At 63.5% G+C, this 25,256-nt stretch carries 21 protein-coding genes; 15 read left to right on the top strand and 6 right to left on the bottom strand.

From position 1 onward, the window contains the following. Positions 1-312: 312 nt before the first annotated feature. Entirely contained in the window at positions 313-2,697 is a 2,385-nt protein-coding gene (locus tag IB241_RS02375) for a TonB-dependent receptor (protein ID WP_192296798.1), read from the top strand. Between the two features lie 118 nt (positions 2,698-2,815). On the opposite strand, the gene IB241_RS02370 is transcribed toward IB241_RS02375, so the two are convergent. From IB241_RS02370 to IB241_RS02360, 3 genes are read right to left on the bottom strand one after another with little or no spacing between them, the layout of a single operon-like run. Continuing rightward, complete coding sequence (locus tag IB241_RS02370; RefSeq protein WP_192296797.1) at positions 2,816-3,739, bottom strand: sulfonate ABC transporter substrate-binding protein; 924 nt, start codon at positions 3,737-3,739, stop codon at positions 2,816-2,818. Beyond that, a complete protein-coding gene (locus IB241_RS02365) occupies positions 3,736-5,067 on the bottom strand; it encodes an LLM class flavin-dependent oxidoreductase (RefSeq protein WP_192296796.1) in 1,332 nt (443 codons plus the stop codon). Before IB241_RS02365 ends, IB241_RS02370 begins: the two co-directional genes overlap by 4 nt. A 1-nt stretch (position 5,068) precedes the next feature. Further along, the gene (locus IB241_RS02360; RefSeq protein ID WP_192296795.1) at positions 5,069-7,261 is read right to left on the bottom strand and encodes a TonB-dependent receptor; all 2,193 of its coding nucleotides are present in this window, start codon (positions 7,259-7,261) and stop codon (positions 5,069-5,071) included. A gap of 208 nt (positions 7,262-7,469) precedes the next feature. Between IB241_RS02360 and IB241_RS02355 the strand changes: the two genes are divergently transcribed. Beyond that, the gene (locus IB241_RS02355; protein ID WP_192296794.1) at positions 7,470-8,522 is read left to right on the top strand and encodes a LacI family DNA-binding transcriptional regulator; all 1,053 of its coding nucleotides are present in this window, start codon (positions 7,470-7,472) and stop codon (positions 8,520-8,522) included. After that, positions 8,519-9,133: a TetR/AcrR family transcriptional regulator gene (locus IB241_RS02350; RefSeq protein ID WP_192296793.1), complete on the top strand. Its 615-nt coding sequence runs from the start codon at positions 8,519-8,521 to the stop codon at positions 9,131-9,133. Before IB241_RS02355 ends, IB241_RS02350 begins: the two co-directional genes overlap by 4 nt. Before the next feature lie 138 nt (positions 9,134-9,271). Here the strand turns inward: IB241_RS02350 and IB241_RS02345 are convergent, their stop codons facing one another. Continuing rightward, on the bottom strand, positions 9,272-12,028 hold the full coding sequence (locus tag IB241_RS02345; protein ID WP_192296792.1) for a beta-glucosidase: 2,757 nt from the start codon (positions 12,026-12,028) through the stop codon (positions 9,272-9,274). A gap of 512 nt (positions 12,029-12,540) precedes the next feature. On the opposite strand from IB241_RS02345, the gene IB241_RS02340 reads away from it, so the two are divergent. The 12 genes from IB241_RS02340 (at position 12,541) to gspD (ending at position 22,685) form a co-directional block, all read left to right on the top strand. Continuing rightward, positions 12,541-12,765 (top strand): hypothetical protein, encoded by a 225-nt coding sequence (locus IB241_RS02340; protein WP_192296791.1) that lies wholly within the window; start codon positions 12,541-12,543, stop codon positions 12,763-12,765. 75 nt (positions 12,766-12,840) lie between these two features. After that, on the top strand, positions 12,841-14,571 hold the full coding sequence (gspE, locus tag IB241_RS02335; protein WP_192296790.1) for a type II secretion system ATPase GspE: 1,731 nt from the start codon (positions 12,841-12,843) through the stop codon (positions 14,569-14,571). Beyond that, positions 14,568-15,770: a type II secretion system inner membrane protein GspF gene (gspF, locus tag IB241_RS02330; protein WP_192296789.1), complete on the top strand. Its 1,203-nt coding sequence runs from the start codon at positions 14,568-14,570 to the stop codon at positions 15,768-15,770. Before gspE ends, gspF begins: the two co-directional genes overlap by 4 nt. 20 nt (positions 15,771-15,790) lie before the next feature. Then, positions 15,791-16,207 carry a type II secretion system major pseudopilin GspG gene (gene gspG, locus IB241_RS02325; RefSeq protein ID WP_192296788.1) on the top strand — a complete coding sequence of 139 codons (417 nt, stop codon included), beginning with the start codon at positions 15,791-15,793 and terminating at the stop codon, positions 16,205-16,207. A gap of 9 nt (positions 16,208-16,216) precedes the next feature. Further along, positions 16,217-16,648, top strand: coding sequence for a type II secretion system protein (locus tag IB241_RS02320; protein WP_192296787.1), 432 nt, complete (start codon positions 16,217-16,219; stop codon positions 16,646-16,648). Then, the gene (locus tag IB241_RS02315) at positions 16,645-17,013 is read left to right on the top strand and encodes a prepilin-type N-terminal cleavage/methylation domain-containing protein (protein WP_192296786.1); all 369 of its coding nucleotides are present in this window, start codon (positions 16,645-16,647) and stop codon (positions 17,011-17,013) included. The genes IB241_RS02320 and IB241_RS02315 overlap by 4 nt, the downstream gene beginning before the upstream one ends. Then, a complete protein-coding gene (locus tag IB241_RS02310) occupies positions 17,010-17,630 on the top strand; it encodes a prepilin-type N-terminal cleavage/methylation domain-containing protein (protein ID WP_192296785.1) in 621 nt (206 codons plus the stop codon). Before IB241_RS02315 ends, IB241_RS02310 begins: the two co-directional genes overlap by 4 nt. Beyond that, positions 17,627-18,349, top strand: coding sequence for a general secretion pathway protein GspK (locus tag IB241_RS02305; protein WP_192296784.1), 723 nt, complete (start codon positions 17,627-17,629; stop codon positions 18,347-18,349). Before IB241_RS02310 ends, IB241_RS02305 begins: the two co-directional genes overlap by 4 nt. After that, positions 18,346-19,383, top strand: a complete 1,038-nt coding sequence (locus tag IB241_RS02300; RefSeq protein WP_192296783.1) for a PilN domain-containing protein — start codon at positions 18,346-18,348, stop codon at positions 19,381-19,383. Before IB241_RS02305 ends, IB241_RS02300 begins: the two co-directional genes overlap by 4 nt. After that, positions 19,358-19,969, top strand: coding sequence for a type II secretion system protein GspM (gene gspM / locus IB241_RS02295; RefSeq protein WP_192296782.1), 612 nt, complete (start codon positions 19,358-19,360; stop codon positions 19,967-19,969). Before IB241_RS02300 ends, gspM begins: the two co-directional genes overlap by 26 nt. Further along, the gene (locus IB241_RS02290) at positions 19,966-20,490 is read left to right on the top strand and encodes a general secretion pathway protein GspN (protein WP_192296781.1); all 525 of its coding nucleotides are present in this window, start codon (positions 19,966-19,968) and stop codon (positions 20,488-20,490) included. Before gspM ends, IB241_RS02290 begins: the two co-directional genes overlap by 4 nt. Beyond that, positions 20,487-22,685: a type II secretion system secretin GspD gene (gspD, locus tag IB241_RS02285; RefSeq protein WP_192296780.1), complete on the top strand. Its 2,199-nt coding sequence runs from the start codon at positions 20,487-20,489 to the stop codon at positions 22,683-22,685. Before IB241_RS02290 ends, gspD begins: the two co-directional genes overlap by 4 nt. Positions 22,686-22,756: 71 nt before the next feature. Here the strand turns inward: gspD and IB241_RS02280 are convergent, their stop codons facing one another. Both IB241_RS02280 and IB241_RS02275 read right to left on the bottom strand, forming a co-directional pair. Then, a complete protein-coding gene (locus IB241_RS02280; RefSeq protein ID WP_192296779.1) occupies positions 22,757-23,371 on the bottom strand; it encodes a hypothetical protein in 615 nt (204 codons plus the stop codon). Next, positions 23,368-24,798 (bottom strand): PAAR domain-containing protein, encoded by a 1,431-nt coding sequence (locus IB241_RS02275; protein WP_192296778.1) that lies wholly within the window; start codon positions 24,796-24,798, stop codon positions 23,368-23,370. The genes IB241_RS02280 and IB241_RS02275 overlap by 4 nt, the downstream gene beginning before the upstream one ends. Between the last annotated feature and the right edge of the window lie 458 nt (positions 24,799-25,256).

The following is a 25,256-nucleotide window of genomic DNA, read 5'->3' as shown; positions in this document are numbered from 1 at the left end:
CCCGCGCTGGGTGGCGAAGCCGCCCCAAATCGGTCTCTGGTGCCCCCTGACGACCTTGTAGTGAGCGGGCTTGCCCCGCGCTGGGGGGCGAAGCCGCCCTAAACCCAGGCACCGCGGTGTATCAGAAAGACCGAGGCGCCTGGATTTGGGGCGGCTTCGCCCCCCAGCGCGGGGCAAGCCCGCTCACTACATAGGGCGCGCTAACACAGCGAGGTATTTGGCGCGGGATGAAAAATAATTGAAATAGTCTGTCCCTTTTTTTCGCGTCACCGGTCATTTGAGGTAAGTGCACATCATCGAGAGCTTCCTTCAATGCCCGTAGTCCGCCCCTTGCTCAACCTGAGCCTGCTGCTGAGCCTCAGCGCCGGCCCGCTATTCGCCACTGTCAGCTACGCCGACGACGCCCGCCGCAGTTACCAGGTACCCGCCGGTAGCCTGAGCGCGGCGCTCACCCGGTTTGCCGGGCTGGCGGGGGTCAACCTGTCGGTGGACCCGGCACTCGTCAGCGGGCGCAGCAGCAGTGGTTTGTCCGGCGAGTTTGCCGTGGAGGAGGGCTTCGCACGCCTGCTGCAAGGTTCCGGCCTGCAACTGCAACCCGTCGGCGATTCAGCCTACATGCTCATCCCGGCACCGGATGGCAGCAGCCTGGAACTGGCCCCGACCTCGATCCTCGGCACCACCGGCCTGTACGACGGCGACACCTACGCCGGTGGCCAAGTGGCGCGGCGTGGCGCCCAGGGCATCCTCGGTACGCGGGACTTCATGGAAACCCCGTTCAGCATCACCACCTACACCGCCGACGCGGTGAAGAACCAGCAAGCACGCACCCTGGGCGAACTGATCGCCAGCGACCCATCGGTACGCGCCACCAACCCGGCCGGTGGGCGCTACGAGCAATTCACCATCCGCGGCTTCAGCCTGTTCAACAGTGATGTGTCCTATAACGGCCTGTACGGCGTGCTGCCGACCTACAGCATTGATATGGAAATGGCCGACCGCGTCGACATCTTCAAAGGCCCGACCCAGTTGATCAACGGCATCTCGCCCCGTGGCAGCGTGGGCGGCGGGATCAACGTAGTGCCCAAGCGCGCCACCGACAAGGACATCACCTCGTTCACCGGCACCTGGGCTTCCGAAAGCCAGGCGGGCGGTGCAGTGGATGTGGGCCGGAGGTTTGGCGAGGACAACAAGTTCGGCATCCGCTTCAACGGCGTGAAGCAGTCCGGCGACACCGAATGGGATCACCAGAGCGTCGACCGTGAAATGGCCGTGCTCGGCCTGGATTTCCGTGGCGAGCGCCTGCGCCTTTCCACCGACATCGGCCACACCGAGCGCGACACCGACGCCCCTCAGGAACGCGTGCAAGTCGCCGCCGCCGCGCCGGTGCCCAGCGCCAACGATGTGCGCCGCAACTATGCGCAATCCTGGAGCAAGGCGCGCACCAACGACACCTTTGGCACGGTCAACGGCGAGTACGACCTCAGCGACAACGTGATGCTCTACGGTGGCTTCGGTGCGCGTAAAAGCAACCATGACTTCCTGCGTCACGCGGTCTCCGTCACTAACGCCGCCGGCGATTTCAGCGTGCTGCCCCGTGACTTCACCCGCGATGAAAATGTGCGCACCTACACGGCGGGCGTGCGCAACTGGTTCCATACCGGGCCGGTGAGCCATGAGGTCAACCTGGCCGCCAGCTACTTCGACATGGATTTCACCAACGGCGGCGCGCGGTACGCGACGGCCTCCAGCAACCTCTACAACCCGGTGCAAACCCCGACACCGTCCACGGCCACGCGCCAGGACGCCAAGGTCTATACCGAGAACAAATTCAGCGGCGTGGCCTTGTCCGACACCCTGGGCTTCTTTGACGACCGCCTGCTGCTGACCCTCGGCGCACGCTGGCAGCGGGTCAAGGTGACTGACTGGAGCAACGGCGTCAAAGGCAAGACCGGCTACGACGAAGAAAAGGTCTCGCCCTCCGGCGGCCTACTGTTCAAGGCCACCGACCGGCTGTCGCTGTACGCCAACTACATGGAAGGCCTGAGCCAGGGCAAGATCGCGCCGACCACATCGCGCAACAGCGACGATATCTTCCCGCCGTTTATCAGCCGCCAGGTTGAAGTCGGAGCCAAATACGACGCCGGTGCCGTCGCCGTGACGGCAGCGGTGTTCCGCATCAAGCAACCGGCCTATGAAACCAACGCCACCACGCGGCTGTTCGGGCCCAACGGCAAGCGCGAGAACACCGGTGCAGAACTGAGTGTGTTCGGCGAACCGCTCAAGGGTGTGCGTTTGCTTGGCGGCGTGATGTATATCGACAGCAAACTCAAAGACACCACCAACGGCGCCTGGGACGGCAACCGCGCCCCGGCCACCCCCAAATACAACGTCAACCTTGGCGCCGAGTGGGATGTGCCGGGCCTGGAAGGCTTGACCCTGACCAGCCGCGGCATCCACTCCAGCTCGCAGTACCTGGACCAATCCAACGTCAAGGAAATCGACGCCTGGAACCGCATCGACGTGGGCGCGCGGTATGCCTTCAAAGTGGACGACAAACACGTGACCCTGCGCGCAAACGTGGAAAACGTCGCGGATAAACGCTACTGGAGCTCGGCCGGTGCATCGGACGACAGCGAGCCAGGCCTGACATTGGCGACACCGCGCACCTACCTGCTCTCGGCCACTGTCGATTTCTAACGGGTGCACACCAATCAAAATGTGGGAGCGGGCTTGCTCGCGAAAGCGGAGTGTCAGTCACAACATGTATTGGCTGACCCACCGCATTCGCGAGCAAGCCCACTCCCACAGGTTGATTTCAGTTGTTCTCCACGGCTTTTTTCACGTCGATGGATTTGGGCAACAGGTGGTTCTGGTAGAACAGATCCGCCGTCGCCTGCTGCGCCTGGAGGATCTTCTCGTCAATCGGCAGGATCGGTGACGGTGGGCGATTGTCCATGTACCGCGCGATCACGTTCTCCGGCAGGCCCATAAAGCCGGTCAGCACTTTCAGACTGTCTTTGCGATGGCTGCGTGTCAGCGCTTCGGCGGCGCTGAGCTCATTCAATAAATCATGCACGAACGCGCCATTCGCCTTGGCATACTCGCGCCGCGCGGTATACACCGGCCCCGACAACCCCAGCCCCTCGCCGTTGGCCAGCACATGGCTCGGGCTCTGGCTCAGGGCCAGGGACGAGTAGGGTTCCCAGATCGCCCAGGCATCCACGCTGCCTTGTTCGAACGCGGCACGCGCGTCGGCCGGCGGCAGGTACACCGGCTGGATGTCCTTGTAGCTCAGCCCGGCCTTGTTCAGTGCACGCAGGATCAGGTTGTGGGAGCTGGAGCCTTTCTGGAACGCGACTTTCTTGCCCTTGAGGTCCGCCACCGAATGCAGCGGGCTGTCGTCTCGCACCAGGATGGTTTCCGCACTGGGCTTGGGCGGTTCAGCGCCGATATAGACCAGATCGGCACCCGCCGCCTGGGCGAACAACGGCGGGATGTCTCCGGTGGAGCCCACATCCAGTGCGCCAACGTTGAGCGCTTCAAGCATCTGCGGGCCGGCGGGGAATTCGACCCACTTCACGGCGGTCTCTGGGAAACGTTGTTCCAGCAGGCCGTGTTCCTTGGCCAGCACCAGGGCGATGGAGCCTTTCTGGTAGCCGATGCGCAGGGTGGCGGGGTCGGCGGCCAGGGCGGTCTGGGTCACGGCCAGCAAGGCCAGCAGCAGGGCGGGAATTTTCATGCGCGGTCCTTTTTGAAACGGTTTTCAGGGCGTGCCAAACCGAGGTTTTCCCGCAAGGTCGTGCCGCTGTATTCGCTGCGGAACAGGCCGCGTCGTTGCAGCTCGGGCACCACCCACTGGGCGAAATCCTCGAGGCCACCGGGCAGGTGCGGCACCAGGATATTGAAGCCATCCGCCGCGCCCTGTTCGAACCAGCGTTGCAGCTCATCGGCGATCTGCGTGGGGGTGCCGATCAGGCTGTAGTGCCCGCGACCACCGGCGATCCGTCGGCCCAACTGGGCCAGTGTGAGGTTTTCGCGCAAGGCCAGGTCGCTGAGCAACTGCTGGCGGCTGCGCTGCCCGCTGTCGGTCAGTGGCAGCTCCGGCAGCGGGCCATCCAGCGGGTAGCCGGACAGGTCGAAGTTACCGAGCATGCGCCCCAGCAATGCGACGCCGACTTCGGGCTCGACCAACGCCTGGAACGCCTCGAACTTGGCCTGCGCCTCGGCCTCGGTCTGCCCGACCACCACAAACACGCCGGGCATGATCTTCAGCGAGTCGGCCTCACGTGCGTATTGCGCCAGGCGCCCCTTGAGATCGGCATAAAACCCCTGGGCATTTTCCAGCGAAGTCTGCGCGGTAAATACCACCTCGGCGGTTTGCGCCGCCAGGTCACGACCGGCCTCGGAAGAGCCGGCCTGTACGATCACCGGCTGGCCTTGAGGCGAACGGGCCACGTTCAGCGGGCCCTTGACGCTGAAGTGTTCGCCCACATGCTCCAGTACATGCAGTTTGGCCGGGTCGTAGTAGTTGCCGCTGGCCTTGTCGCGCCCGAAGGCGTCGTCTTCCCAGCTGTCCCACAACCCGGTCACCACCTGATGAAACTCGCGGGCGCGGCTGTAGCGCTCGGCGTGGCCGAGGTGTTCGTCGCGGCCGAAATTCTGCGCCTCGGCGGCGGCGTCCGAGGTCACCAGGTTCCAGCCCGCACGCCCGCCGGACAGGTGATCCAGCGAGGCAAATTTGCGCGCCACATGGTACGGCTCGTTGTAGGTGGTGGTCGCCGTCGCGATCAGGCCGATATGCTCGGTCACCGCGCTCAGCGCCGAGAGCAAGGTCAGCGGCTCGAAATGATCCGAGCGCGCCATGTGGCTGGCAATCGCGCCGGTTGCCGCCGCCACGCTGTCGGCGACGAACAGCGCATCGAACTTCGCCGCTTCGGCGACCCGCGCCAGGTGTTTGTACTGGGCGAAATCCAGCCCGGCATTCGCCGGAACATCCGGGTGACGCCAGGCGGCAACGTGGTGCCCGGTGGCCATGAGGAAAGCGCCGAGTTTGAGTTGACGGCTCATGCTAGAAATCCTTGCGCAGTTGCACGCCGAAGTAACGTTCATCGTCACGGGGTACGGCGCGGTAGATGTAGTTGCCGCCGCTGGCGAGCATCGGCGAGTAGGACTTGTCGGCGAGGTTCTTTGCCAGCAGGGCGACGCGCCAGCCGTTGCTGTAGTCGGCCAGGGCGACGCTGGCGTTCCAGATGCCGTAGGCGCCTTGTTTGGTGTCGACGTTCTGGCTGATGTCGTACTGCACTTCGCTCTGCCAGCTGTAGTCGGTGCCCAGTTCGATGTCGAGGCCGTTATCCAGCGGGATGCTGTAGTCGGCGCGCACGTAGCTTTTCCAGTCCGGGCTGTACGGCAGTGGCTTGCCATTCACGTTGCAGGTTGCCGCTGCACCCGCCGGGCAGGCGAACTCGTCGATGCGCGCGCGGGTATAGGCCAGGGCGCCGGAGAGCTTGAGTTGCTGGGTGGCCTGCAAGGCGTAATCCAGCTCGACGCCTTCGGTGCTGACGCTGCCGGCGTTGATCAAACGGGTCACCACTTGGCCTGCGACGGTGTCGAAGAAGTTCGCCTGGTAGTTGTCGTAGTCGCTGTGGAACACCGCGAGGTTGGTGGTCAGGCGGTTGTTCCAGGCGCTGGCCTTGATCCCGGCTTCCCAGGTGTTGGAGGTCTCGGGCTTGAGCGCGTCGGTGTCACGCGGTTGCATGTTGAAGAACACGTTGTAGGCCGGGCCTTTGTAGCCGCGCGAGTAGGTCAGGTAGCTGGTGACGGTATCGCTGATGTCGTACTGCACGCCCAGGCGCCCTGACCAACCGTCTTCATCCACCGAGCCGGAGCTGGAGGTGGCCGGTTGAATCCCGCTGACCGTGGTGGCCGAGGTGGAGACGCGGCGGTGATCGTATTTCAGCTCGTCGTGGGTGTAGCGCAGGCCGGCGATGCCGCGAAAGCGTGAGGTGAAGTTCAGCGTGGTCTCGCCGAACACCGCGTAGCTGTCGTTGGTGGTGCTGTAGTCGGCAATGCCACGGTCGGTGCGCGTGGTGGTGGTCAACGTGCGCTGGTAGGTTTCTTCATCCTTGCCGTGCATGTAGAACAGGCCGCCGACGTACTCCAGCAATTCACCTTTGGGCGAGGCCAGGCGCAGCTCCTGGGAGTACTGGTTGAACTCCAGTTGGCCCTTGTCGGCGGTGCCGGGGAACGCGGCGGTCACCGTGCCGAGACGGTCGCCATCCTGGTACTGGGTGTTGTCCCAGCCGCGCCAGGCGGTGATCGAGGTCAGGGTGTAGTCGCCGAGGTTCCAGTCCAGTTGGGCCGACAGGCCTTTGTTGGTGTCTTCGACATGGCTGCGGGTGTCGGTGTTGATGTCGCGGTTGTCGCTGGAGGCGCGCACCGGGCCCAGGGCGTTGGCGAACGCCGGGGTCAGGGACTTGCTGACCACGCCGTTCGGTGCATCGTCGTGGGACTGCATGTAGTCGGCGATCAGGGTCAGTTTCACGGCGTCGTTGGGGGTGAACTCCAACTTGCCGCGAATGCCCTGGTGGTTGTAGCCGTTGACCTCCTGGCCGTTGTGCTGGTTGTCGACGTTGCCGTCATAGCTGCCGAACAAGGTGCTGACCGAGCCCTTGAGCACATCCGGGACAAGGCTGCCGCCGATGCCGAAACGGGTGCGGCTTTCGTTGCCGCTGTAGTAGGACTGGTCGATATAGCCGTGGGTCTCGGCGGTCGGCGCCTTGCTGGTGATGTTGAGTACGCCGGCCGAGGCGTTCTTGCCGAACAGCGTACCTTGGGGCCCGCGCAGTACTTCGATGCGTTCCAGGTCGAGCAGGTCGAGGGTGGCCTGGCCGGGACGGGCGTAGACCACGCCGTCGATCACCGTGGCCACCGTCGGCTCGACGCCGGGGGAGGTGGAGATGGTGCCCACGCCGCGCACGAACAGCGAGGTGTCCTTGTTCGACGCGCCGGTGCGGAAGTTCAGCGACGGCACCTGTTGCGCGATGCTCGCCACGCCGTTGCGGTTGTCGCGCTCCAGTTGCTCGCCGTCCAGCACCGAGACCGCCACCGGGACTTTTTGCAGCGATTCTTCGCGGCGAGTGGCGGTGACGGTCACGGATTTGAGCGTCGGTTCCTGCTCATCGGCCGCAAAGGCGCCGGGCACCGGGAGTGCCGTAAGACCTGCGAGAAACAGTAGATGGGTATGCCGTGGGAAGTGATACATGCTGTGCCCGCTCAAAAAAAATGCCCTGAACCGCTGCTGTTGCGCAACCTGCAGCGCCTGTGAATTCGTCTTTGGCATTCGCTCGAGCGAGTAGCAGACAACGCGCTTTGTTAGCGCTAACATCGGCATTATTGGTGGGGCTGGTTTAGAACGTCAAATACTGAAAAATTAGTCCTATATGCCTTTTGGTTTCTAGCAGGATTTCCCCGTGAGCGAAGACAAACCGCGCAAACGCCGTGGCGCCGGACGCGTCACCCTCAACACCGTGGCGCGCCAGGCCGGGGTGTCGGCGATTACCGTGTCGCGTTACTTCAACCAGCCGGAGCAGGTTTCGCCAGAGCGCCGCGAGCGCATTGCCGCGGTGGTGGCCGAGTTGGGTTACGTGCCCAACCTGGTCGCTGGCGGGCTGGCGTCCGCGCGGGGGCGGATCGTGGCGATGGTGATCCCGAACATCTCCGGGCCGATTTTTGCCAATACGATTCAGGGCTTCAGCGACACCCTCAGTCGCCACGGGTATCAGCTGTTGCTGGCGTCGAGTTACTTCAGCGCCGAACAGGAAGAAAGCGCGGTGCGCGCGTTTCTCGGCTGGTCGCCGGCAGCGCTGGTGTTGACCAGCCGCTTCCACAGCGCGACCACCGAAAAGATGATCGCCGACGCCGACATCCCGGTGGTGGAAACCTGGGACTACGTACCCGAGCGTGAGCCGTTGCAGATCGGCTTTTCCCACTACGCGGTGGGCGTCACGGCCGCGCGCTACCTGCATGCCCAGGGCTACCGGCGCATCGCCTTCGTGCACAACAGTGTGGCGGGGGATTTCAGCGCGATGGAACGGGGCGAGGGGTTTGCTGCGACGCTGAGCGAACTGGGCGTGCAGCCCTGGACCTTCGCCCCCGACGCCGGCCTTGCGCCGTTCGAAGCGGGCAAGCAGGCAATGCAAGTGCTGATGAGCCACGCCACGCCGCCCGATGGGATTTTCTTCGCCAATGACAACCTCGCCGCCGGAGGCTTGCTGGCGGGGCAACGCGCCGGGCTGAGAATCCCCGAGGACTGCGCCGTGCTGGGGTTTGGCGACTACCCCTTCGCCGAAATGCTGCTGCCGAGCCTCAGCACCATCAAGCCACCCGCGCTGGAGATCGGTGTACTCGCCGCCACCCGCGTGCTGGAAAGCCTGGGTGTGCTGCCGCTGGAGGATGAGGTACAACGGTTGAACCTGTTGGACTGCCGCCTGATCGAACGGGAAAGCTCAAGGACGCTGCCATGACCGAACCCACGCCCAAGACCCGTCGCGCGCCCAAGGGCGAAAAACGTCGCGAAGAACTGCTGGACGCGGCCTTGCAGGTGTTTTCCCTGGAAGGCTACAGCGGTGCCTCGATGGCCCAGGTGGCGGCGATCGTCGGTATCTCCGTGGCCGGCTTGCTGCATCACTTTCCCAGCAAGATCTCGTTGTTGATGGGCGTATTGCAACGACGCGACGAGGTCAATCAGCGGATTGCCGATCAAGTGCGTGCGGAGAAATCGTTGTCCGGCTTGCTCGGCAGCTTGCGGGCGATCAACCGTTCGAATGCCACGGCACCGGGGGTGGTGCGTGCGTTTACCATCTTGAATGCCGAGAGCCTGTTGGATTCCCACCCGGCGTGGGGTTGGTTCCAGGCGCGCTACACGGCGATTCACCAACGCATGCAGGGGCAGTTCGCCGAGCTGGTGGCGATGGGGGAGGTGCGCGAGGACGTGGATCTGGCCGGGCTGGTGGAAGAAATCCTGGCCATGATGGATGGCTTGCAGATCCAGTGGCTGCGGTTTCCCGAGCAGGTGGACCTGGTGGCGCGCTTCGATAGCTATATCGCCCGTGTCGAAGCCGCGATCAGGCCCTGATATCAGCTGATGTATGGAGATCAAAATGTGGGAGCGGGCTTGCTCGCGAAAGCGGTGGGTCAGTCCCCTTATGCGGTGAAGGGCACTCCGTATTCGCGAGCAAGCCCGCTCCCACAAAAAAGCAACCGTGCTTAGGGATCAGTTAGCGGCAGCGCTGCCTTGTGCGCTGTCGTCGCTCATGTCATAGCCGTCGCCTGCACTGGTGTCGCTGTCATCATTTTCATTCTGATGCAGCACCCCTCCGGTCTTCACCTGGGGCAATTCACGCAGTGTCGAGTTCAGCGCCGAGCGCGGCAGCGGGTTGCTGGTGGTGGTCGACAGTTCCTGGCGGAACGGGTTGACCAGCTTGGCGTTCAGGCGGATGTCCTGGGAGGACGCGCCCACCGACAGGTTGAAGCTGTCGGCATCCACTACCCATTGCTTGCTCTTGACGTCGTAGTAGGCCAGCGAGCGGTCGTTGAGTTCGATGGTCACGCGCTTGCTCTCGCCCGGCTTCAAGAACACCTTCTTGTAGCCCTTGAGCTCCTTGAGCGCTCGCTCGACTTTCGGATGGTTCTGGCCCACGTACAGCTCGGCGACTTCCGCCCCCGCGACCTTGCCGGTGTTGGACAGGTCGAACGACACCTTGATCGGCGCACCTGCCACCGCGACGCCAGGGGTCACGCTGATGTTGCTGTAGCCGAAGGTGGTGTACGACAAGCCATAGCCGAATGGGTACAGCGGCTTGATGCCTTTCTTCTCATAACCGCGGTAGCCGAGGAACAGGTCGTCCTTGTAGCTCATCTCGGCCAGGGTTTCCTGGTTGTCGAATCTCGGGAAGGTCGCGTAGATCGGGTTGTCTTCGATGTTGCGCTCGATGCTGATCGGCAGCTTGGCCGACGGGTTGACCTTGCCCAGCAGGATCTCCGCCAACGCCTGGCCGCCGTTCTGCCCAGGGTAGAACGCATGCAGCGCCGCCGGCACCTGGTCGATCCAGTCGCTCATCTTCAAGCCAGTGCCGCCGTGCAGGGTCACCACGGTGTGCGGGTTGACCTTGGCGATGCTCTGGATCAACTGGCTCTGGAACTCCGGCAAATCGAAGCTGTGGTCGAAACCTTCACCCTCGTATTCGTTGCTGTTGCCGGCCGCCACCAGGACCGCGTCGTACTGCGCCAGATCCTTTGGTGCCACCAGCGAGGCCCAACTCATCTGCACGCCCACCAGGCCGCCCATGGTCGAGAGGTAGCCGTTGCGGCGCGAGTATTCGAGCTTGATGTCCACCGCTTTGCCCGCTTGCAGGTTGACCTTGGCGAACACCGGAATGGTCGGCGGGATGCTGTTGTTCGGCAGGGGTTTGCCGTCGCCGTTGTCGAGGATCTTCTTGCCGTCGACATACAGGCGCACGGCCCCGTCGGCGCGGATCTTGAACACCTGTTCGCCACTGACCGTTGGCGTGACCTGGCCGCTGTAGCGGATCGAGGTGGCGGCGGTGTCGCCGTTGACCGGCAGGCTGTCGGTGGACCAGTCCAGATCAACGTGGGTGTCGGTGCGGCTGGCAGCCGCGTCGCCGGACCAGTTGGTGTTGCTGAAGAACTCGGTCTGCAAGCCCTTGACGCGGTTGCCGGCGCTGTCGGTGTGGGTCCAGACCGAGGCGCTCGGGTCCAGGGACAGGCCGTCGATAAACTCGACCTTGGCGCCCGGAGCCAATTGCTGCAAGCCGCTCAGTTCGCTGATGTAGTTGGCCGCCATCACGTTGGCACTGCCGAAACCGGTCGGCGGTGCATACTTGGCGAGGTTGCCGACCACGGCGATGCGCTTGGCTTTCTTGGCGTCCAGTGGCAGCAGGTTGGCCTGGTTTTTCAGCAGCACGATGCCTTCGCGTGCGGCATTCAGGGCCACGCGGTTGCTGGTGGCGCTGTTCATGTTGTGGTTGGTCAGCGGTGCCTTGCTGTCGAACTTGTACAGGTAGACCTGCTTGAGGATGCGCCGCACCTTGTCATCCAGGGTCGCGCCGCTCAGCTCGCCGCTGTCCAGGAACGGCTTGAGCACCGTGCTGTTCATCTGGTAGCCCATCATGTCCAGGTCGGTGCCGGCCTGGGCGGCGGGCAGGCCGTTGACCACGGCGTTGTAGTCACTCTGCACAAAGCCCGGGTAGCCCCATTCGGTCTTGAGGATGTCGTGGATCAGGTGTGAGTTCTCGCAGGCGAACTCGCCGTTCACCTTCTGGAACGCGCACATCATCATCGCCACCTTGCTGTTCTTCGAGGCGGACTCGAACGGCGGCAAGGTCATCTCGCGCAACACGCGCTCGCTGATGATTTCGTCGAGGTGGAAGCGGTTGCTTTCCTGGTCGTTGGCCGCGTAGTGCTTGGCGTTGGCCCACACCCCGCGCGACTGAATGCCGTTGATCAACGCCGGACCAAGGCTGGCACCAAGGAACGGATCTTCGCCGGACAGGTACTCGAACGCCCGCCCGCTGTAGGGCATGCGGTACAGGTTCACGCCAGGCCCGGTGACGAACTGGTAACCGCCGCTGGCCGTGTCGTAGCCCAGGGCGCGGCCCAGGTCGATGGCGCGACGCGGGTTCCAGCTGGCCGCCAGGTTCGGCCCGGACGGGTACACCACGCCTTGGGCATTGCCTTCGCTGGTGTAACGCACGCCGACGCCGCCATCGGCACCGTGAATCTGCGGCACGCCGTACTGGCCCAGCGGCTTCACATCCCAGCCACCGATGCCGCCGATGTAGGCGAGTTTTTCTTCCGTGGTCATCTTCGCCAGGGTCTTGTCTGCCGCCTTTTCGGCACGGCTGACCATGCCTTCATTCAGCGCCGGGCTGGTCGCCGCGTGCGCGTGGGACACGGCCAGCGCCAGCAGGGCGAACGCCGACTGCGCACCGATCATCTTGCGTTTATTCATGGGGTTTCTCCGAACAGCGGTGTGTTGAAAATAGGGCGTGAAGACGTGCGTCGCATACAGCACGCTCGTCACTTTTTTACGGGCAATAGTTCGCCTTGATCGCAATGTTTAACCGATGGCTAATTGCAATTACTTGGCGGATTTCGCAGTTTTATAAGTTTAATAATTGTATTAATTATTGTTGTGGGTGATGTCTTGGTGATATTGCGGGATGGCATTTTGAATCGCGGAAACGCCATAATTAAGGCAATTCTTGCGGTTATCTGTCAAACAAAAGCTATTTTTTGCGTGAAATAAGAAATATTTCATTACGATTTTGAACTAAGGCTAAACCTACCAGTCGATTGGTTTAAGAAAATATATGCAGCAATGGCGAACTAGTGGCTTTGCGCGGTAGTTCTAAAAGGCCATGTTTTATACGTGCTGTCATATACAACGCTTTGGTGTAGGGTCTTGAGCCGATTCAAGACGCCACTCGAGCAAATCGCTGTTTTTTGATCTGGAGAAAATCGATGAAAGTATCCCTGTTGAGTGCCGGTGTAGTCCTGGGTGTTGCACTGAGTGGCGCGGCCATGGCGGCTGAATCCACCGACGCCGATGCCAAGTCCGGCGCCACCGATTCCACGGTGATCACCCAGGCCCACGACGCCAAGGCGGTCAAAAAGCAGAAGGCCGAAACCACTCGCGGCGGTCGCCCGCTGAATGGCCAGCAGGTCGCGCCGAAGGCTTCTAACTAACGGCTGCGCCCCTCTCTTTGTGGGAGCAAGCCCGCTCCCACAAGGGTTTTTACCTAGTCCCTCAGATAGCTGCTCATGCCAAGTCCCGCAACGCCCGTCGATGCCTGCCAGATGCCCATCCCGACCACCGAACAGGTGTGCGCCTGGCTGATGCAGCATGCCGGTTTGAAAACCGTCGACCTGGAGCGTGCCCGGCGCTTGTCCCAGGAGTCTGACGAGGCCGGGTTGCTCAGCCTGTTGACCCGCCTGGGGCTGGTCTCCGAAGTCGAACTGGCCAAGGCCTGGGCCGACTTGATCGGCGCGCCGCTGTTGCTCGCCGATGCCGCGCCACCGTTGCTGGACCCGTTGCCCAGCCTCACCGAACGCTTCATGCGCCACTACCAGGTGGTACCGGTGGGGTGGCGCGATGACGGCTTGAGCGTGCTGGCCGCCAACCCGGCGCAGGCGTACCCGTTCCAGGCGCTGGCCTATGCCTGTGGGGTGCCGATCTGGCTGGCCATCGGCCCGCGCAATGAAGTCGACACGCTGATCGAGCGCTACTACGGCCAGGGCCGTTCGGCCATGGGCACCCTGATCGAGAACCTCGACGAGCAGGGTGGCGCGCTGGAAGACATCGAACACCTCAAGGACATGGCCTCCGAAGCGCCGGTAATCCGCCTGGTCAACCTGATCCTGCAACGCGCCGTGGAACATCGGGCGTCGGACATTCATATCGAACCCTTCGAAAACCAGTTGCAGGTGCGCTACCGCATCGACGGCGTGTTGCACGAGGCCGAAGCGCCGCCGTCCAGCTCCTCGGCGGCGGTGATTTCACGGGTGAAGATCATGGCGCGCCTGGACATCGCCGAGCGCCGCCTGCCCCAGGACGGGCGCATCATGCTGCGCATCCAGGGCAAGGAGCTGGATTTGCGGGTGTCCACGGTGCCCACCAGTTTTGGCGAATCGGTGGTGATGCGCCTGCTCGACCGCCAGACCGTGCAGTTCGATTTCCAGAGCCTGGGTTTCGACGGCCAGCGTCTCGACGCGTTTTTGCAGGTGCTGGAACGACCCCACGGCATCCTGCTGGTCACCGGGCCGACCGGCTCGGGCAAGACCACCACGCTGTACACCGCGTTGTCGCGGCTCAACACCGCCGAACGCAAGATCATCACCGTCGAAGACCCGGTGGAATACCAGCTCGAAGGCATCAACCAGATCCAGGTCAAGCCCGCCATCGGCCTGGATTTCGCCGCAGCCCTGCGCTCCATCGTGCGCCAGGACCCGGACGTGATCATGATCGGCGAGATCCGTGACCTGGAGACCTGCCGCATCGCGATCCAGTCGTCGCTGACCGGCCACCTGGTGCTGTCGACGCTGCACACCAACAGCGCGGCGGCGAGTATCACGCGGCTGCTCGACATGGGCGTGGAAAGCTACCTGATAGCCTCGACGGTCAACGGCATCCTCGCCCAGCGCCTGGTCCGCCGTCTCGACCCGGCCACCCGCGAAGCCTTTGACGCACCGCCCGAATTGATCGCCGAACACGGCCTGGATCGCTTTACCGATGCGCGTCCGATCCGGCTTTACCGCCCGCGTGCCGATGCCCCCGGCGGCGGTTACCGCGGGCGCAGCGCAATCACCGAATTGCTGGTGATGAACGACGAACTGCGCAGCCTGCTGATGCGCCAGGCCGACGCCACCACCCTTGAACACGCCGCGCGCCGCAGCGGCCTGCGCACCCTGCATGAAGAGGGCCTGCGCCAGGCCGTGGCGGGCGTGACCTCGCTGGAAGAAGTGCTGCGCGTCACGCGGGGCGACGGCACATGAGCCTGTTCAAATACCGCGCCCTCGACAACCAGGGCGCTGTGCAAAACGGCACCCTCGAAGCCAAGGACCAGGCCGCTGCCGTCGCCGCCCTGCACAAGCGCGGCCTGCTGTTGTTGCAGATTGCGCCGGCGGGCAGCCAGGGCCTGCGCCAGGCCTTGGGGCGCGGCCAGTTGAAGGCGGCGGCGTTGGTCAGTTTCACCCAGCAACTGGCCACGCTGCTGGGCGCCGGGCAACCGTTGGAACGCTCGCTGGGCATCCTGCTCAAGCAGCCCGGCCAGCCCCAGATGCGCGCCTTGATCGAGCGAATCCGCGAACACGTCAAGGCCGGCAAACCGTTATCCAAGGCCCTGGAAGAAGAGGGCAGCCAGTTCTCGCCGCTGTACCTGAGCATGGTCCGCGCCGGTGAGGCCGGTGGTGCATTGGAAAACACCCTGCGTCAGCTCAGCGACTACCTGGAGCGCAGCCAGCTCCTGAGGGGCGAGGTGATCAACGCGTTGATCTATCCGGCGTTCCTGGTGGTGGGCGTGCTCGGTTCGCTGGCGCTGCTGTTGGCCTACGTGGTGCCGCAGTTCGTACCGATCTTCAAAGACCTCGGTGTCCCCATCCCGTTGATTACCGAAGTGATCCTTGGCCTCGGCCAGTTCCTCGGCGCCTGGGGCCTGGCAGTCCTGGCCGGGGCTATCGTGACGATCTGGACCCTGGCCGCGCGCCTGCGCAACCCGCAACGGCGTGAACGCTACGACCGCCGCGTGCTTGGCATCCGCGTCATCGGCCCGCTGTTGCAGCGCGTAGAAGCCGCACGCTTGGCCCGCACCCTCGGCACCTTGTTGAGCAATGGCGTGGCCTTGCTGCAAGCGCTGGTGATCGCGCGCCAGGTCTGCACCAACCGCGCGCTGCAAGCCCAGGTCGCCCAGGCGGCCGAGTCGGTCAAAGGCGGCGGCACCCTGGCCAGCGCGTTCGGCGCCGAGCCGCTACTGCCGGACCTGGCCCTGCAAATGATTGAAGTCGGCGAACAGGCCGGTGAACTGGACAGCATGCTGCTCAAGGTCGCCGATGTGTTCGACGTTGAAGCCAAACGCGGCATCGACCGCCTGCTCGCCGCACTGGTGCCGTCCCTGACCGTGGTCATGGCGGTGCTGGTGGCGGTGATCATGCTCGCGATCATGCTGCCGCTGATGAGCCTGACCAGCAATATATGAACCCCCGAGGACCCACCCCCATGCGCTTGAAACCTGCACGCCGCCAAAGCGGCTTCACCCTGTTGGAAATGCTCGCCGTGATCGTGCTGCTGGGCATCGTCGCGACCATTGTGGTCCGCCAGGTCGGCGGCAATGTTGACAAGGGCAAATACGGCGCGGGCAAGGCGCAATTGGCGAGCCTGGGCATGAAGATCGAAAGCTATGGGCTGGACGTCGGCTCACCGCCCAAGACCCTGCAACAGCTGGTCGACAAGCCCGCCAATGCCGCAGGCTGGGCCGGCCCGTACGCCAAGCCGTCGGACCTCAAGGACCCGTTCGGGCATGCCTTCGGCTATCGCTTTCCCGGTGAGCACGGTGCGTTCGACCTGATCTTCTTCGGCCAGGACGGCCAGCCCGGCGGCGAAGGCTACAGCGCCGACCTGGGCAACTGGGAATAACCCGCGACCATGCCCAACCCTCAACGCGGCTTTACCTTGCTGGAGATGCTGGTGGTGATCGTGTTGATCAGCATCGCCGCCGGGTTGCTCGGGTTTGGCCTGCAACAAGGGCTCAAGACCGCCCGCGAGCGCCAGGCGGTCGGGCAGATCGTCGATGCCCTGCGCAGCACGCGGGCGCGGGCGATTGTCAGCGGGCACACCGCCACGACTGTGTTTGATCTGCGTGGGTTGAGCGTGCAGGCCCCCGACCGGCCACCCAGGCACTGGCCGGCCGACCTGCAAGTGACCCTGCACACCGCCGAGCAAGTGGGCGCTGCAGTGGCGTTCTACCCGGATGGCAGCTCCACCGGCGGCAACCTGTTGCTGGCCAGTGGCAGTCGGCGTTGGCGCATCGACATCGGCTGGCTGACCGGCAGCGTGCAATCCAAGGCGTTGCCATGAAGCGCCAGGCGGGGTTCACCCTGCTGGAGATGCTCGCCGCCCTGATGCTCATGGCGATCTGCAGCACGGTGCTGCTGGTCGCGTTTGGCCAGAGCGCGCGGTCGTTGTTGCAGGTCCAGCACAGTGATCGCCTGACCCACGCGGCGCTCAGCGTGTTCGATCAGGAAGCGGCGGGGCCGCTGGCCAGTGGCATCCGCCAGGGCAACCTGGCGGGCATCGCCTGGCACTTGCACATCGCCCAGCAACCCACGCGCCTGGGCCAGCCGCGTTTGTTTCGCCTCGATCTGACGGTGCGCGAAGGGCCGCGCCAGGCGCAGTTCAGCACGCTGAAATTGCGCGCCGCCAGCGACAAGGTGCCGTTATGAACCGGCGCCAGCAGGGGTTTACCTTGCTCGAAATCATGATCGTGCTCAGCTTGCTCGGCGTGCTGCTGACCCTGGTCGGCGGCGCGTTGCTGGGTGCCAACCGTGCGGTGCTCAAGGCCCAGCGCTACACGGTGAGCCTGGATGAAATGCGCGCCGCGCAGCAGTTTTTGCGCACGGCGATCAGCGAAGCGCTGCCACTGGACGTGACCGAAGACGACAGCCAGACCCCCGGTTTTTTTGTCGGCGCGGCGCAGCGCCTGCAGTTTGTCGCGACCTTGCCTGGGGTGCTTGGCGGTGGAATTCAGCGCTTCACCCTGCAACTGCACGGCGATGACTTGCAGGTGGCGTTCGCGCGCTTTGAATCCACCGCCCAGGTCAGCGTGCCGGCCGCGCGCAGTGAGCCGCAGGTGCTGCTGCGCGATGTCGAGGCCTTGCAATTCAGTTATCGCGGCGTGTCCCCCAAAGGCCAGGCCACTGGTTGGATCAGCACATGGCCGTGGACCAAGCGCCTGCCTTACGCGGTGCGTATCGACGCCACGGTCGGCGGGCCGGTGCCGTGGGTCAGCCAGGTGGTGGCGCTGCGTCTGAACCTGTCCGGCGGAGCGTCGGATCAATGAAGCAGCAACGCGGCGTGGCCTTGTTGCTGGTGCTGTGGGTGCTGGCGTTGCTCAGCCTGTTGCTCGGTGGCCTGGCCGGGTGGGTGCAACTGCAGACGCGCCAGGCGACGTGGCATCGCCAGCACACCCAGGCCGTGCTGGCGGCGGAGGCGGGCGTCGCGCTGGTGATGCAGGCGCTGGCTGATCCGCTGCAGCGCAAACAGTGGGTCGCCGATGGGCGGCAAATGCCGTTGGTATTTGACGACGCGCAGTTGCGTGTAAGCCTGCGCAGCGAGCGCGGCAAGTTGTATCTGAACAGTGCCGAGCCGGCTGATTTCGCCCGCGTGGCCTTGGCCTGCGGCGCTTCCGCGGCCCAGGCTGCGCGCCTGGCCAAGGACCTGGAAACCCGCCGCAATCAAGGTGTGGCGCCGTTCCGGGTGGTTGAAGAGTTGCGTCAGTTGCCGGGCATGACCCAGGCGCTGTACAGCCGGTTGGTGCCGCAGATCACTTTATGGAGCGGCCTGGACCGGCCCGATCCCGCCTTCGCCAGCACACTGCTGCGCAAGGCCTTGAACCTGCCGCAACAAAGCACGGTGGGGGCTGATCCCGGCGAAGTGCTGGTGATCAGCAGCCGGGCAGAACGCCCTGGCGGTTACCACGCGCGGTTGCAAGTCACCGTTTTATTGAGCCCATCGGAGGGAAGCGCACAACCGTATCGGGTGTTGCGTTGGCAAGAATGAATCGATCGTTATCCAAACCCTTGGCGCAACTTGAGCAGTGGGCTCAACCCATTGCCCAGCGCTGGCGCGGCAGCCTGTTGCTGCAAGGCTGGCGCCTGTGGCTCAACGAACTGCGCGGCTGCCTGCCGGCGTGGTTGCTGGCGCACGAGCCACCTGAGCGCAGCTACCCCTGGCCGTTGACGGCGCCGGTAGGGCCGGTGCCCGAGAATGTGCGCCAGGTGTTGCTGCTTGCGCCTTCGACGGTGCTGGTGCAGAGCCTGCAACTGCCGCTGGCGGCGGCCCGCAACCTGACGGCGGTGGTCGGTTATGAACTTGACCGTTTCACCCCGTTCGACGCCGAGCAACTGTACTTCGTCGCACACCAGGAGCGGCGCACCAGCACGCACCTCAAAGTGACGCTGGTGGCGATCCAGCGCACACGCCTCGACCAGATCCTGCTCGACTGCGCAGCCCTGGGTTTGCATCCCCATCAGGTCGATGTGCCGGGCCTGGGCATCGACCTGCTGCCCGCGCCGTTGCGGCCACGCCAGCGCGCCCGCGGCAAGGGCCTGCAACGCAGCCTGCCGTGGCTGTGCGCGGCGTTGGTGATTGCGGCGATGCTGTTGTGGCTCAACGACCGCCAGCGCGTGCTGGATGTGATGCACGCCAGCGTCCAGCAGCAAAAACACCAGGTGGCCCAGGTCCAGCAGCTGCGTCAGCAACTGCTCAATACCCGCGGTGCAGCGAACTACCTGACCCGCCGCAAAGCCGCCCAGCCGCCCTTGGCGGCACTGCTTAACGAGTTGACCACCTGCCTGCCCGCCGACACCTGGATCGAGCAATTGGAAATCACCGATGGCGCCGAGGTGTCGCTCTCCGGGCAAAGCGCCAAGGCCAGCGCCTTGATCACCCGGATCAAGGCGTGCCGCAGCCTGGAAAACGCCAGGTTCGAAGGGGTGATCCAGCCCGATGCGCAAACCGGCAAGGATCAGTTTGCCCTGCGCGCCCACTTGCACCAGGAGGCCAACGATGCGCCGACCCCTGACACCCCGTGAACGTCGCGGCGCCGCGCTGTTGGTGCTGGCCCTGGTGCTGGGCGCGACGTATTGGCTGTTGATCGACAGCTGGTTCGCCGGCCCGCTGCGCGACATGGGCGAGCGCGCCGAGCAACTGCGCGAACAGCAGCAACGTTACGCCGGGCTGTTGCAGCAGGGCGCGTCGTTGCGTGAGCAATTGGAGCAGGCGCGCCAGGACCCGGCGAGCAGCACCAGCCTGTTGCCCGGTGACGACCCCAGCGCCGTGGCCGCCGATTTGATGCAACGCGTCGCCGACCTGATCAGCAGCCAGGTCAGCCTCGGCGGCGGCTGCAAGTTGACCCAGCGCATGCCGATCACCCCGGAGCAGGACGACAGCGAGCCGTACCGCCAGGTCAAGCTCAGCCTGACCCTGGACTGCGCCATCGAACCGCTGACCGCCATCTTGCATGCCCTGGAATACCAGCGGCCGTTCCTGTTCGTGGATGAAATGAGCATCCGCCGCCGCGCCGATGCGCCGGCCAGCGGTGGCGCCGGGAAGCTGGTGGTGCACCTGCTGGTGCGCGGTTATCTGCAACCGGCTGGCGCCGGACAGGTGGCCCGATGATTCCGGTATTGCGCCCCCTCGAGTGGGGCTTGCTGGGTTTGTCGACGGCATTGGGCCTGTTGATGCTTGGCATTTTGAGCAGCATCGGCGACGCGCCGCAGTGGCTGCCGGCACCCGCGCCGAGCGCGCGCAGCACCGCGGCGGCCAAGGTGCTGGCCGCCCCGCAGGCGAGCCTGGAAAGCCTGGCCGGCACCTGGCAGACGCCGTTGTTCAGCCCCGATCGCAGCCCTGATCGCGCGGTTGGCCAGGCGCAGGCGTCGAGCCTGTCGAGCCTGGTGTTGACCGGCATTGTTCTCGACGGCGAGCTGCGCGTGGCGCTGCTCAAGCCGGCCGACGGCCCCGCGCTGAAAATCCACCAAGGCCAGGCCCTGCCCAACGGCTGGCTCCTGGAACACCTGACACCCCGCGAAGCGCACTTCGCCCTCGATGGCCGCACGCAAACCTTGAGCCTCAAGGCCCTGCGTCTGCCGCCGCCATCGACCACCCCCCCGATTACTCTTCCTCACGAGCCCACCCCTTGATCGATACATTGCGTACCACCGCGTTTTGCCTGGCCACTGCCGTTTCCCTTGGTGGCTGCGGCTCACTGCCCGACCACCTCGACGCCGATGACGCGCTCATGCACGAGGCGATGCAGGGCACCGGCTCACAACGTCCGCCGCAGGACCCGGCCAGTGAGCCGGCGGTAGCGGCCGACACCCAACAGGCCAAGGCTGCGCCGCAGCGCCAGTTGATCCGTGGCAACCAGCAATTCGTGCGCCCACCCACGACGGCGGCAGCGGCGCAGCAGAGCGGCGGCGACATTGTGTTCAACTTCGCCGACCAGCCCATCGAAGCGGTGATCAACAGCGTGATGGGCGACCTGCTGCACGAGAACTACAGCATCGCCCAGGGTGTGAAAGGCAACGTCAGTTTTTCCACCTCCAAACCGGTGAACAAGCAGCAGGCACTGTCGATCCTCGAGACCCTGTTGTCCTGGACCGACAACGCGATGATCAAACAGGGCAACCGCTATGTGATCCTGCCCGCCAACCAAGCCGTGGCGGGCAAGCTGGTGCCGCAGATGCGTGTTGCACAGCCGTCCAATGGTTTGTCGGCGCGGCTGTTCCCGCTGCGCTACATTTCCGCCACCGAGATGCAGAAACTGCTCAAGCCCTTCGCCCGGGAAAATGCCTTCCTGCTGGTGGACCCGGCGCGCAACGTGCTGAGCCTGGCGGGTACGCCGGAGGAGTTGGCCAACTACCAGGACACCATCGACACCTTTGATGTGGATTGGCTCAAAGGCATGTCGGTGGGTGTGTTCGGCTTGCAGCGCGCGTCGGTGGCCGAGTTGATGCCCGAGCTGCAAAAAATGTTCGGCCCCGACAGTGGCATGCCGTTGGCCGGCATGGTGCGCTTCCTGCCGATCGAACGGACCAACTCGGTGGTGGCGATCTCGTCGCAGCCGCAGTACCTCAGTGAGGTCGGTGACTGGATTCATACCATCGACGAAGGCGGCGGCAACGAGCCGCAGATGTACGTGTACGACGTGCGCAACATGAAGGCCACCGACCTCGCCAAATACCTGCGGCAGATCTACGGTACCGGCGCGATCAAGGATGATGCCCCGGCCAAGGTCGCGCCGGGCTTGCGCACGGCGACCCTGTCGTCGCCAGGCACCAACAGCACGTCGGGCAGCACGCCCGGCGGCCTGAGCAACAATCTGAACAACGACCCGTCTGTTGCCGATGATGAGGAGCAGGCACCCGAGTCCGACCAGGACAATCCCGAGCAGGGCGCCACTGAGGACGCCCCGGCCAAAAGCCTCGACGCCGGCACCCGCATCACCGCGCAGAAGAGCAGCAACCAATTGCTGGTACGCACGCGTCCGGTGCAATGGAAAGAAATCGAATCGGCGATCAAACGCCTCGACAACCCGCCGCTGCAAGTGCAGATCGAGACGCGCATTCTCGAGGTCAAGCTCAGCGGTGAACTGGACCTCGGGGTGCAGTGGTACCTGGGGCGCCTGGCGGGCAATTCCGCCAGCACCACCGTGGCCAACACCGCCGGCAGCCAAGGCGCCCTGGGCGGCGGCGGGGCAGGGCTGGGGGCGACGGATTCGTTGTTCTACTCGTTTGTCAGCTCCAACCTGCAAGTGGCCTTGCATGCGTTGGAAACCAACGGCCGCACCCAGGTGCTGTCAGCGCCCTCGCTGGTGGTGATGAACAACCAGCCGGCGCAGATCCAGGTGGGCGACAACATTCCCATCAGCCAGACCACGGTGAACACCGGCACCTCGGACACCACCCTGAGCAGCGTCGAATACGTCCAGACCGGGGTGATCCTCGACGTGGTGCCACGGATCAACCCGGGTGGCCTGGTGTACATGGACATTCAGCAGCAGGTCAGCGATGCCGAGACCCAAGCGGCCAGCGACACGCAGAGCAACCCGCGCATCTCCACGCGCTCGGTCTCCACCCAGGTGGCGGTACAGAGTGGCCAGACCGTGCTGCTCGGCGGCTTGATCAAGCAGGACAACGCCGAATCCGTGAGTGCGGTGCCCTACCTCGGCAAAATCCCCGGCTTGCGCTGGTTGTTCGGCAACACCAGCAAGTCCAAGGACCGTACCGAGCTGATTGTGTTGATCACACCAAGGGTGATTACCAGCGGCAGCCAGGCGCGGCAGGTGACGGATGATTATCGTCAGCAGATGCAGTTGCTGCGGCCGTCCAATTGAAGATGCACCGGGCGATAGCTTTGGTTCGGTGGGTATATCCGTATCGGCCAAGTTGGCGAATGGCTTGCTGCTCATGGCTGAGTCCATGGTTTGCCCAAGCTCAGTGTTATGAGAAAACGCTCCTCGTCACGGCGCCTGTCGTCCTGGAAACGACGCACTCCCAGCCTGATTTGGTACTTCTGGCCTGCATGCCAGTACGAAACATTGTTCGAATGGCGCTCGCGCAATCGAGTACGCCATTCAGGGGTGTTCTCTATCGGCGGATCGTACCGGACCCTGATGGGCACCCAGCCGCCCTTGCGCCATTGTTCTTGTAGGTCAAGAACAACCTTTAGTGTGTCGTCGAGTACAAGGGGCTCGACTTGGGGGGACATACGGATACCGCGGACCCGTTCATTTCTGTCGAAACTCACCGTAAAGAAGCGAGCCTTGGGCGTTGTGAACCCGTATTCAGGGTCAATAAAACGAAGGTGAGCATCGGATTTCGCAAGGCGGCCCCAGGAGTGCCCAGGTATGGCGGGATCAATCGGGGCACTAGAGCGTCGACGCATTTGCTCCCAAGGCTCTCCTAGCACCAATGCAATTTCCGGATCGCTGAAAAAAAAGCGGGTGATCCCCAGCAGCAAAACACCCGCCAATATCACTAGTACGGCATATCGGCTGCTTCCCTTTGGGAGCCTGCTCATCGAACACCTCGACCTTCAGCGATGTCTTCAAGTGCCCGTTCTAACTGATGACGCTCGGTGCCATTCAACAAGTTGTCAAACTGCGTAGCCGCTTTCAGGACGAACTGCATGCGCTGCCCTATAGCTGCCAGGTTAGCGAAAGGGTTTTTGCTGAAACCGACGGTGCGCTCGTCATCAAATGGTTTGCACTGGCTCGCCAGTGTCAGTTCGATAGCTTGCGCTACTCCGGATGGTATATCGGTAATGTATGAAAAGTGGTTGCTGCGCAGTAGGGCTACCAGCTTGGGGTCGTTATAGAGTGTCGGTTGGAGGATGTTTTGTTGTTCATGCCACGCAAGATGCTCAACCCCTTCAGCAATATTACCGGCGTCAATCGCTCGGAAAGATTGCAGGATCTCGTCGTGGTCAGCGCCGAACTCAAGCGTCTCCTGCCCAACCGGCCACAACACCGCCGCCTGACCATCGGCATGAATATTTTTACGCAACGGCAAACACCGCTCCAACAACGCCAACCCCCGATCCTTGTAGAACGCGTGCAACGGAAATACATCCAAAAACAACGTGGTATTGCCTAGCGCCAAACGTTCATACACGTGCTGATACAGCTGCTGCACGGCCGACAAGCCGTCACCGACCCGTCTCAAATCAAGCCCCGGCACAGGGTTGTTGCGCTGCGCCTGTTCATACTCGCGCAGCCGCTGCTCGTACGCCTGCAGTCGCGCGCGGCGTTCGCGCCCCTCGGCACTGAACAGCCCGAAGACCCCACTCCTGGCACTTCTGCGCAACTGCTCGGCTGCTTCATATTCGGCCTGAATCTTCTCGATGGCGTCCGACGCATGCAGCAGGCCACACCCCACTTGCTTGGACGCAAATGCCGCAAGCCCGGCCCATTGAAAGCGCTGATCCAGTTGCCAGAGCTGCGCGTAGGCCGCGTTGATAACGCGATTGCGCAGCTTGGGATCGGCGATCAGTTTGCCGTGCGGTGCGATGAGGTCTTCGGCTTGTTTCTGATAGAACCGCCAGGCGCGCTCGCAGGCTGACTCGATCTGGTCGTTGAGCAGCGCAGCGGATGACCGGGAGCCTGGTGCACGAGCTAGGGAGGCGGGTTCTGGCGTGACTCGGGCCTGTGCAGAGGCTGTTTCGGTGATGGTCTGATAACGCTCGAACTGGTCGGCAATCAAGCGCGGTGGCGGGTCGCATTGGCAGTCGCACAGATCGTCCGAAAGGGCGACCTTTCGCCCGTGCGCGTTCTGGCTCAGACGTGGGCCGATGCACGCAATGACGCCAGTGGTTGCGCACACCGGGCAAGACACCGGATGGCCTTCGAGGGCGATGTCTACACCCCTGATCGCATAGCCCTGCAACCCGCTGAGCACGGTCCCCCCGGCGGTGGTCTTGGCTCCTCTGGTAATCCAATAGCGGCGCATGTCGGCGATGTCCTTTGCTTGGCAGGGACACGCACGCTAAGGCGTGAAGGGCAGACGCGAGAAGTCAGATGCTTCCTAGGCGGATGTAGGTTGCATCCGCAACAGGCCGAGTGGTCACGCCCCAACACTCGGCACCTCGCCTAGACCCAGTGCGGCTAACCCGGCGTCTCGGTATGTGCGGGTTGAACGGGGTCAAAACTGTGGGAGCGGGCTTGCTCGCGAATGCGGTGGATCAGCCAATGAATGAGTTGACTGACACACCGCATTCGCGAGCAAGCCCGCTCCCACATTTGGATCTCCATGTATTCAGATGGAACTGTGGTTTGCGCTTTTCAAAAGTGAGCCGCCGTTATCGCAGCAATGGATATGCACTCAAAAACATCATTTATATGTATAAAAAATCCATAAATAATGAAATACAAGAATATTAGCTTAGACCAAAACAGCATTATATTTTC

The sequence above is a fragment of the Pseudomonas sp. PDM05 genome, from assembly GCF_014851685.1.
Classification (GTDB): Bacteria; Pseudomonadota; Gammaproteobacteria; order Pseudomonadales; family Pseudomonadaceae; genus Aquipseudomonas.
Note: the sequence above shows the minus strand (reverse complement) of the source record. Positions and strands in the feature narration are given on the sequence as shown.

Bases quoted from the DNA above. Each gene is read 5' to 3' on its own strand.
- IB241_RS02360 (WP_192296795.1), bottom strand. From the start codon at position 7,261: ATGTATCACTTCCCACGGCATACCCATCTACTGTTTCTCGCAGGTCTT.
- IB241_RS02290 (WP_192296781.1), top strand. From the start codon at position 19,966: ATGATTCCGGTATTGCGCCCCCTCGAGTGGGGCTTGCTGGGTTTGTCG.
- IB241_RS02365 (WP_192296796.1), bottom strand. From the start codon at position 5,067: ATGAGCCGTCAACTCAAACTCGGCGCTTTCCTCATGGCCACCGGGCAC.
- IB241_RS02280 (WP_192296779.1), bottom strand. From the start codon at position 23,371: ATGAGCAGGCTCCCAAAGGGAAGCAGCCGATATGCCGTACTAGTGATA.
- IB241_RS02320 (WP_192296787.1), top strand. From the start codon at position 16,217: ATGCCCAACCCTCAACGCGGCTTTACCTTGCTGGAGATGCTGGTGGTG.
- gspG (WP_192296788.1), top strand. From the start codon at position 15,791: ATGCGCTTGAAACCTGCACGCCGCCAAAGCGGCTTCACCCTGTTGGAA.
- IB241_RS02375 (WP_192296798.1), top strand. From the start codon at position 313: ATGCCCGTAGTCCGCCCCTTGCTCAACCTGAGCCTGCTGCTGAGCCTC.
- IB241_RS02340 (WP_192296791.1), top strand. From the start codon at position 12,541: ATGAAAGTATCCCTGTTGAGTGCCGGTGTAGTCCTGGGTGTTGCACTG.
- IB241_RS02275 (WP_192296778.1), bottom strand. From the start codon at position 24,798: ATGCGCCGCTATTGGATTACCAGAGGAGCCAAGACCACCGCCGGGGGG.
- IB241_RS02345 (WP_192296792.1), bottom strand. From the start codon at position 12,028: ATGAATAAACGCAAGATGATCGGTGCGCAGTCGGCGTTCGCCCTGCTG.
- IB241_RS02350 (WP_192296793.1), top strand. From the start codon at position 8,519: ATGACCGAACCCACGCCCAAGACCCGTCGCGCGCCCAAGGGCGAAAAA.
- IB241_RS02310 (WP_192296785.1), top strand. From the start codon at position 17,010: ATGAACCGGCGCCAGCAGGGGTTTACCTTGCTCGAAATCATGATCGTG.
- IB241_RS02370 (WP_192296797.1), bottom strand. From the start codon at position 3,739: ATGAAAATTCCCGCCCTGCTGCTGGCCTTGCTGGCCGTGACCCAGACC.
- gspE (WP_192296790.1), top strand. From the start codon at position 12,841: ATGCCAAGTCCCGCAACGCCCGTCGATGCCTGCCAGATGCCCATCCCG.
- IB241_RS02305 (WP_192296784.1), top strand. From the start codon at position 17,627: ATGAAGCAGCAACGCGGCGTGGCCTTGTTGCTGGTGCTGTGGGTGCTG.
- gspF (WP_192296789.1), top strand. From the start codon at position 14,568: ATGAGCCTGTTCAAATACCGCGCCCTCGACAACCAGGGCGCTGTGCAA.
- IB241_RS02300 (WP_192296783.1), top strand. From the start codon at position 18,346: ATGAATCGATCGTTATCCAAACCCTTGGCGCAACTTGAGCAGTGGGCT.
- IB241_RS02315 (WP_192296786.1), top strand. From the start codon at position 16,645: ATGAAGCGCCAGGCGGGGTTCACCCTGCTGGAGATGCTCGCCGCCCTG.
- gspM (WP_192296782.1), top strand. From the start codon at position 19,358: ATGCGCCGACCCCTGACACCCCGTGAACGTCGCGGCGCCGCGCTGTTG.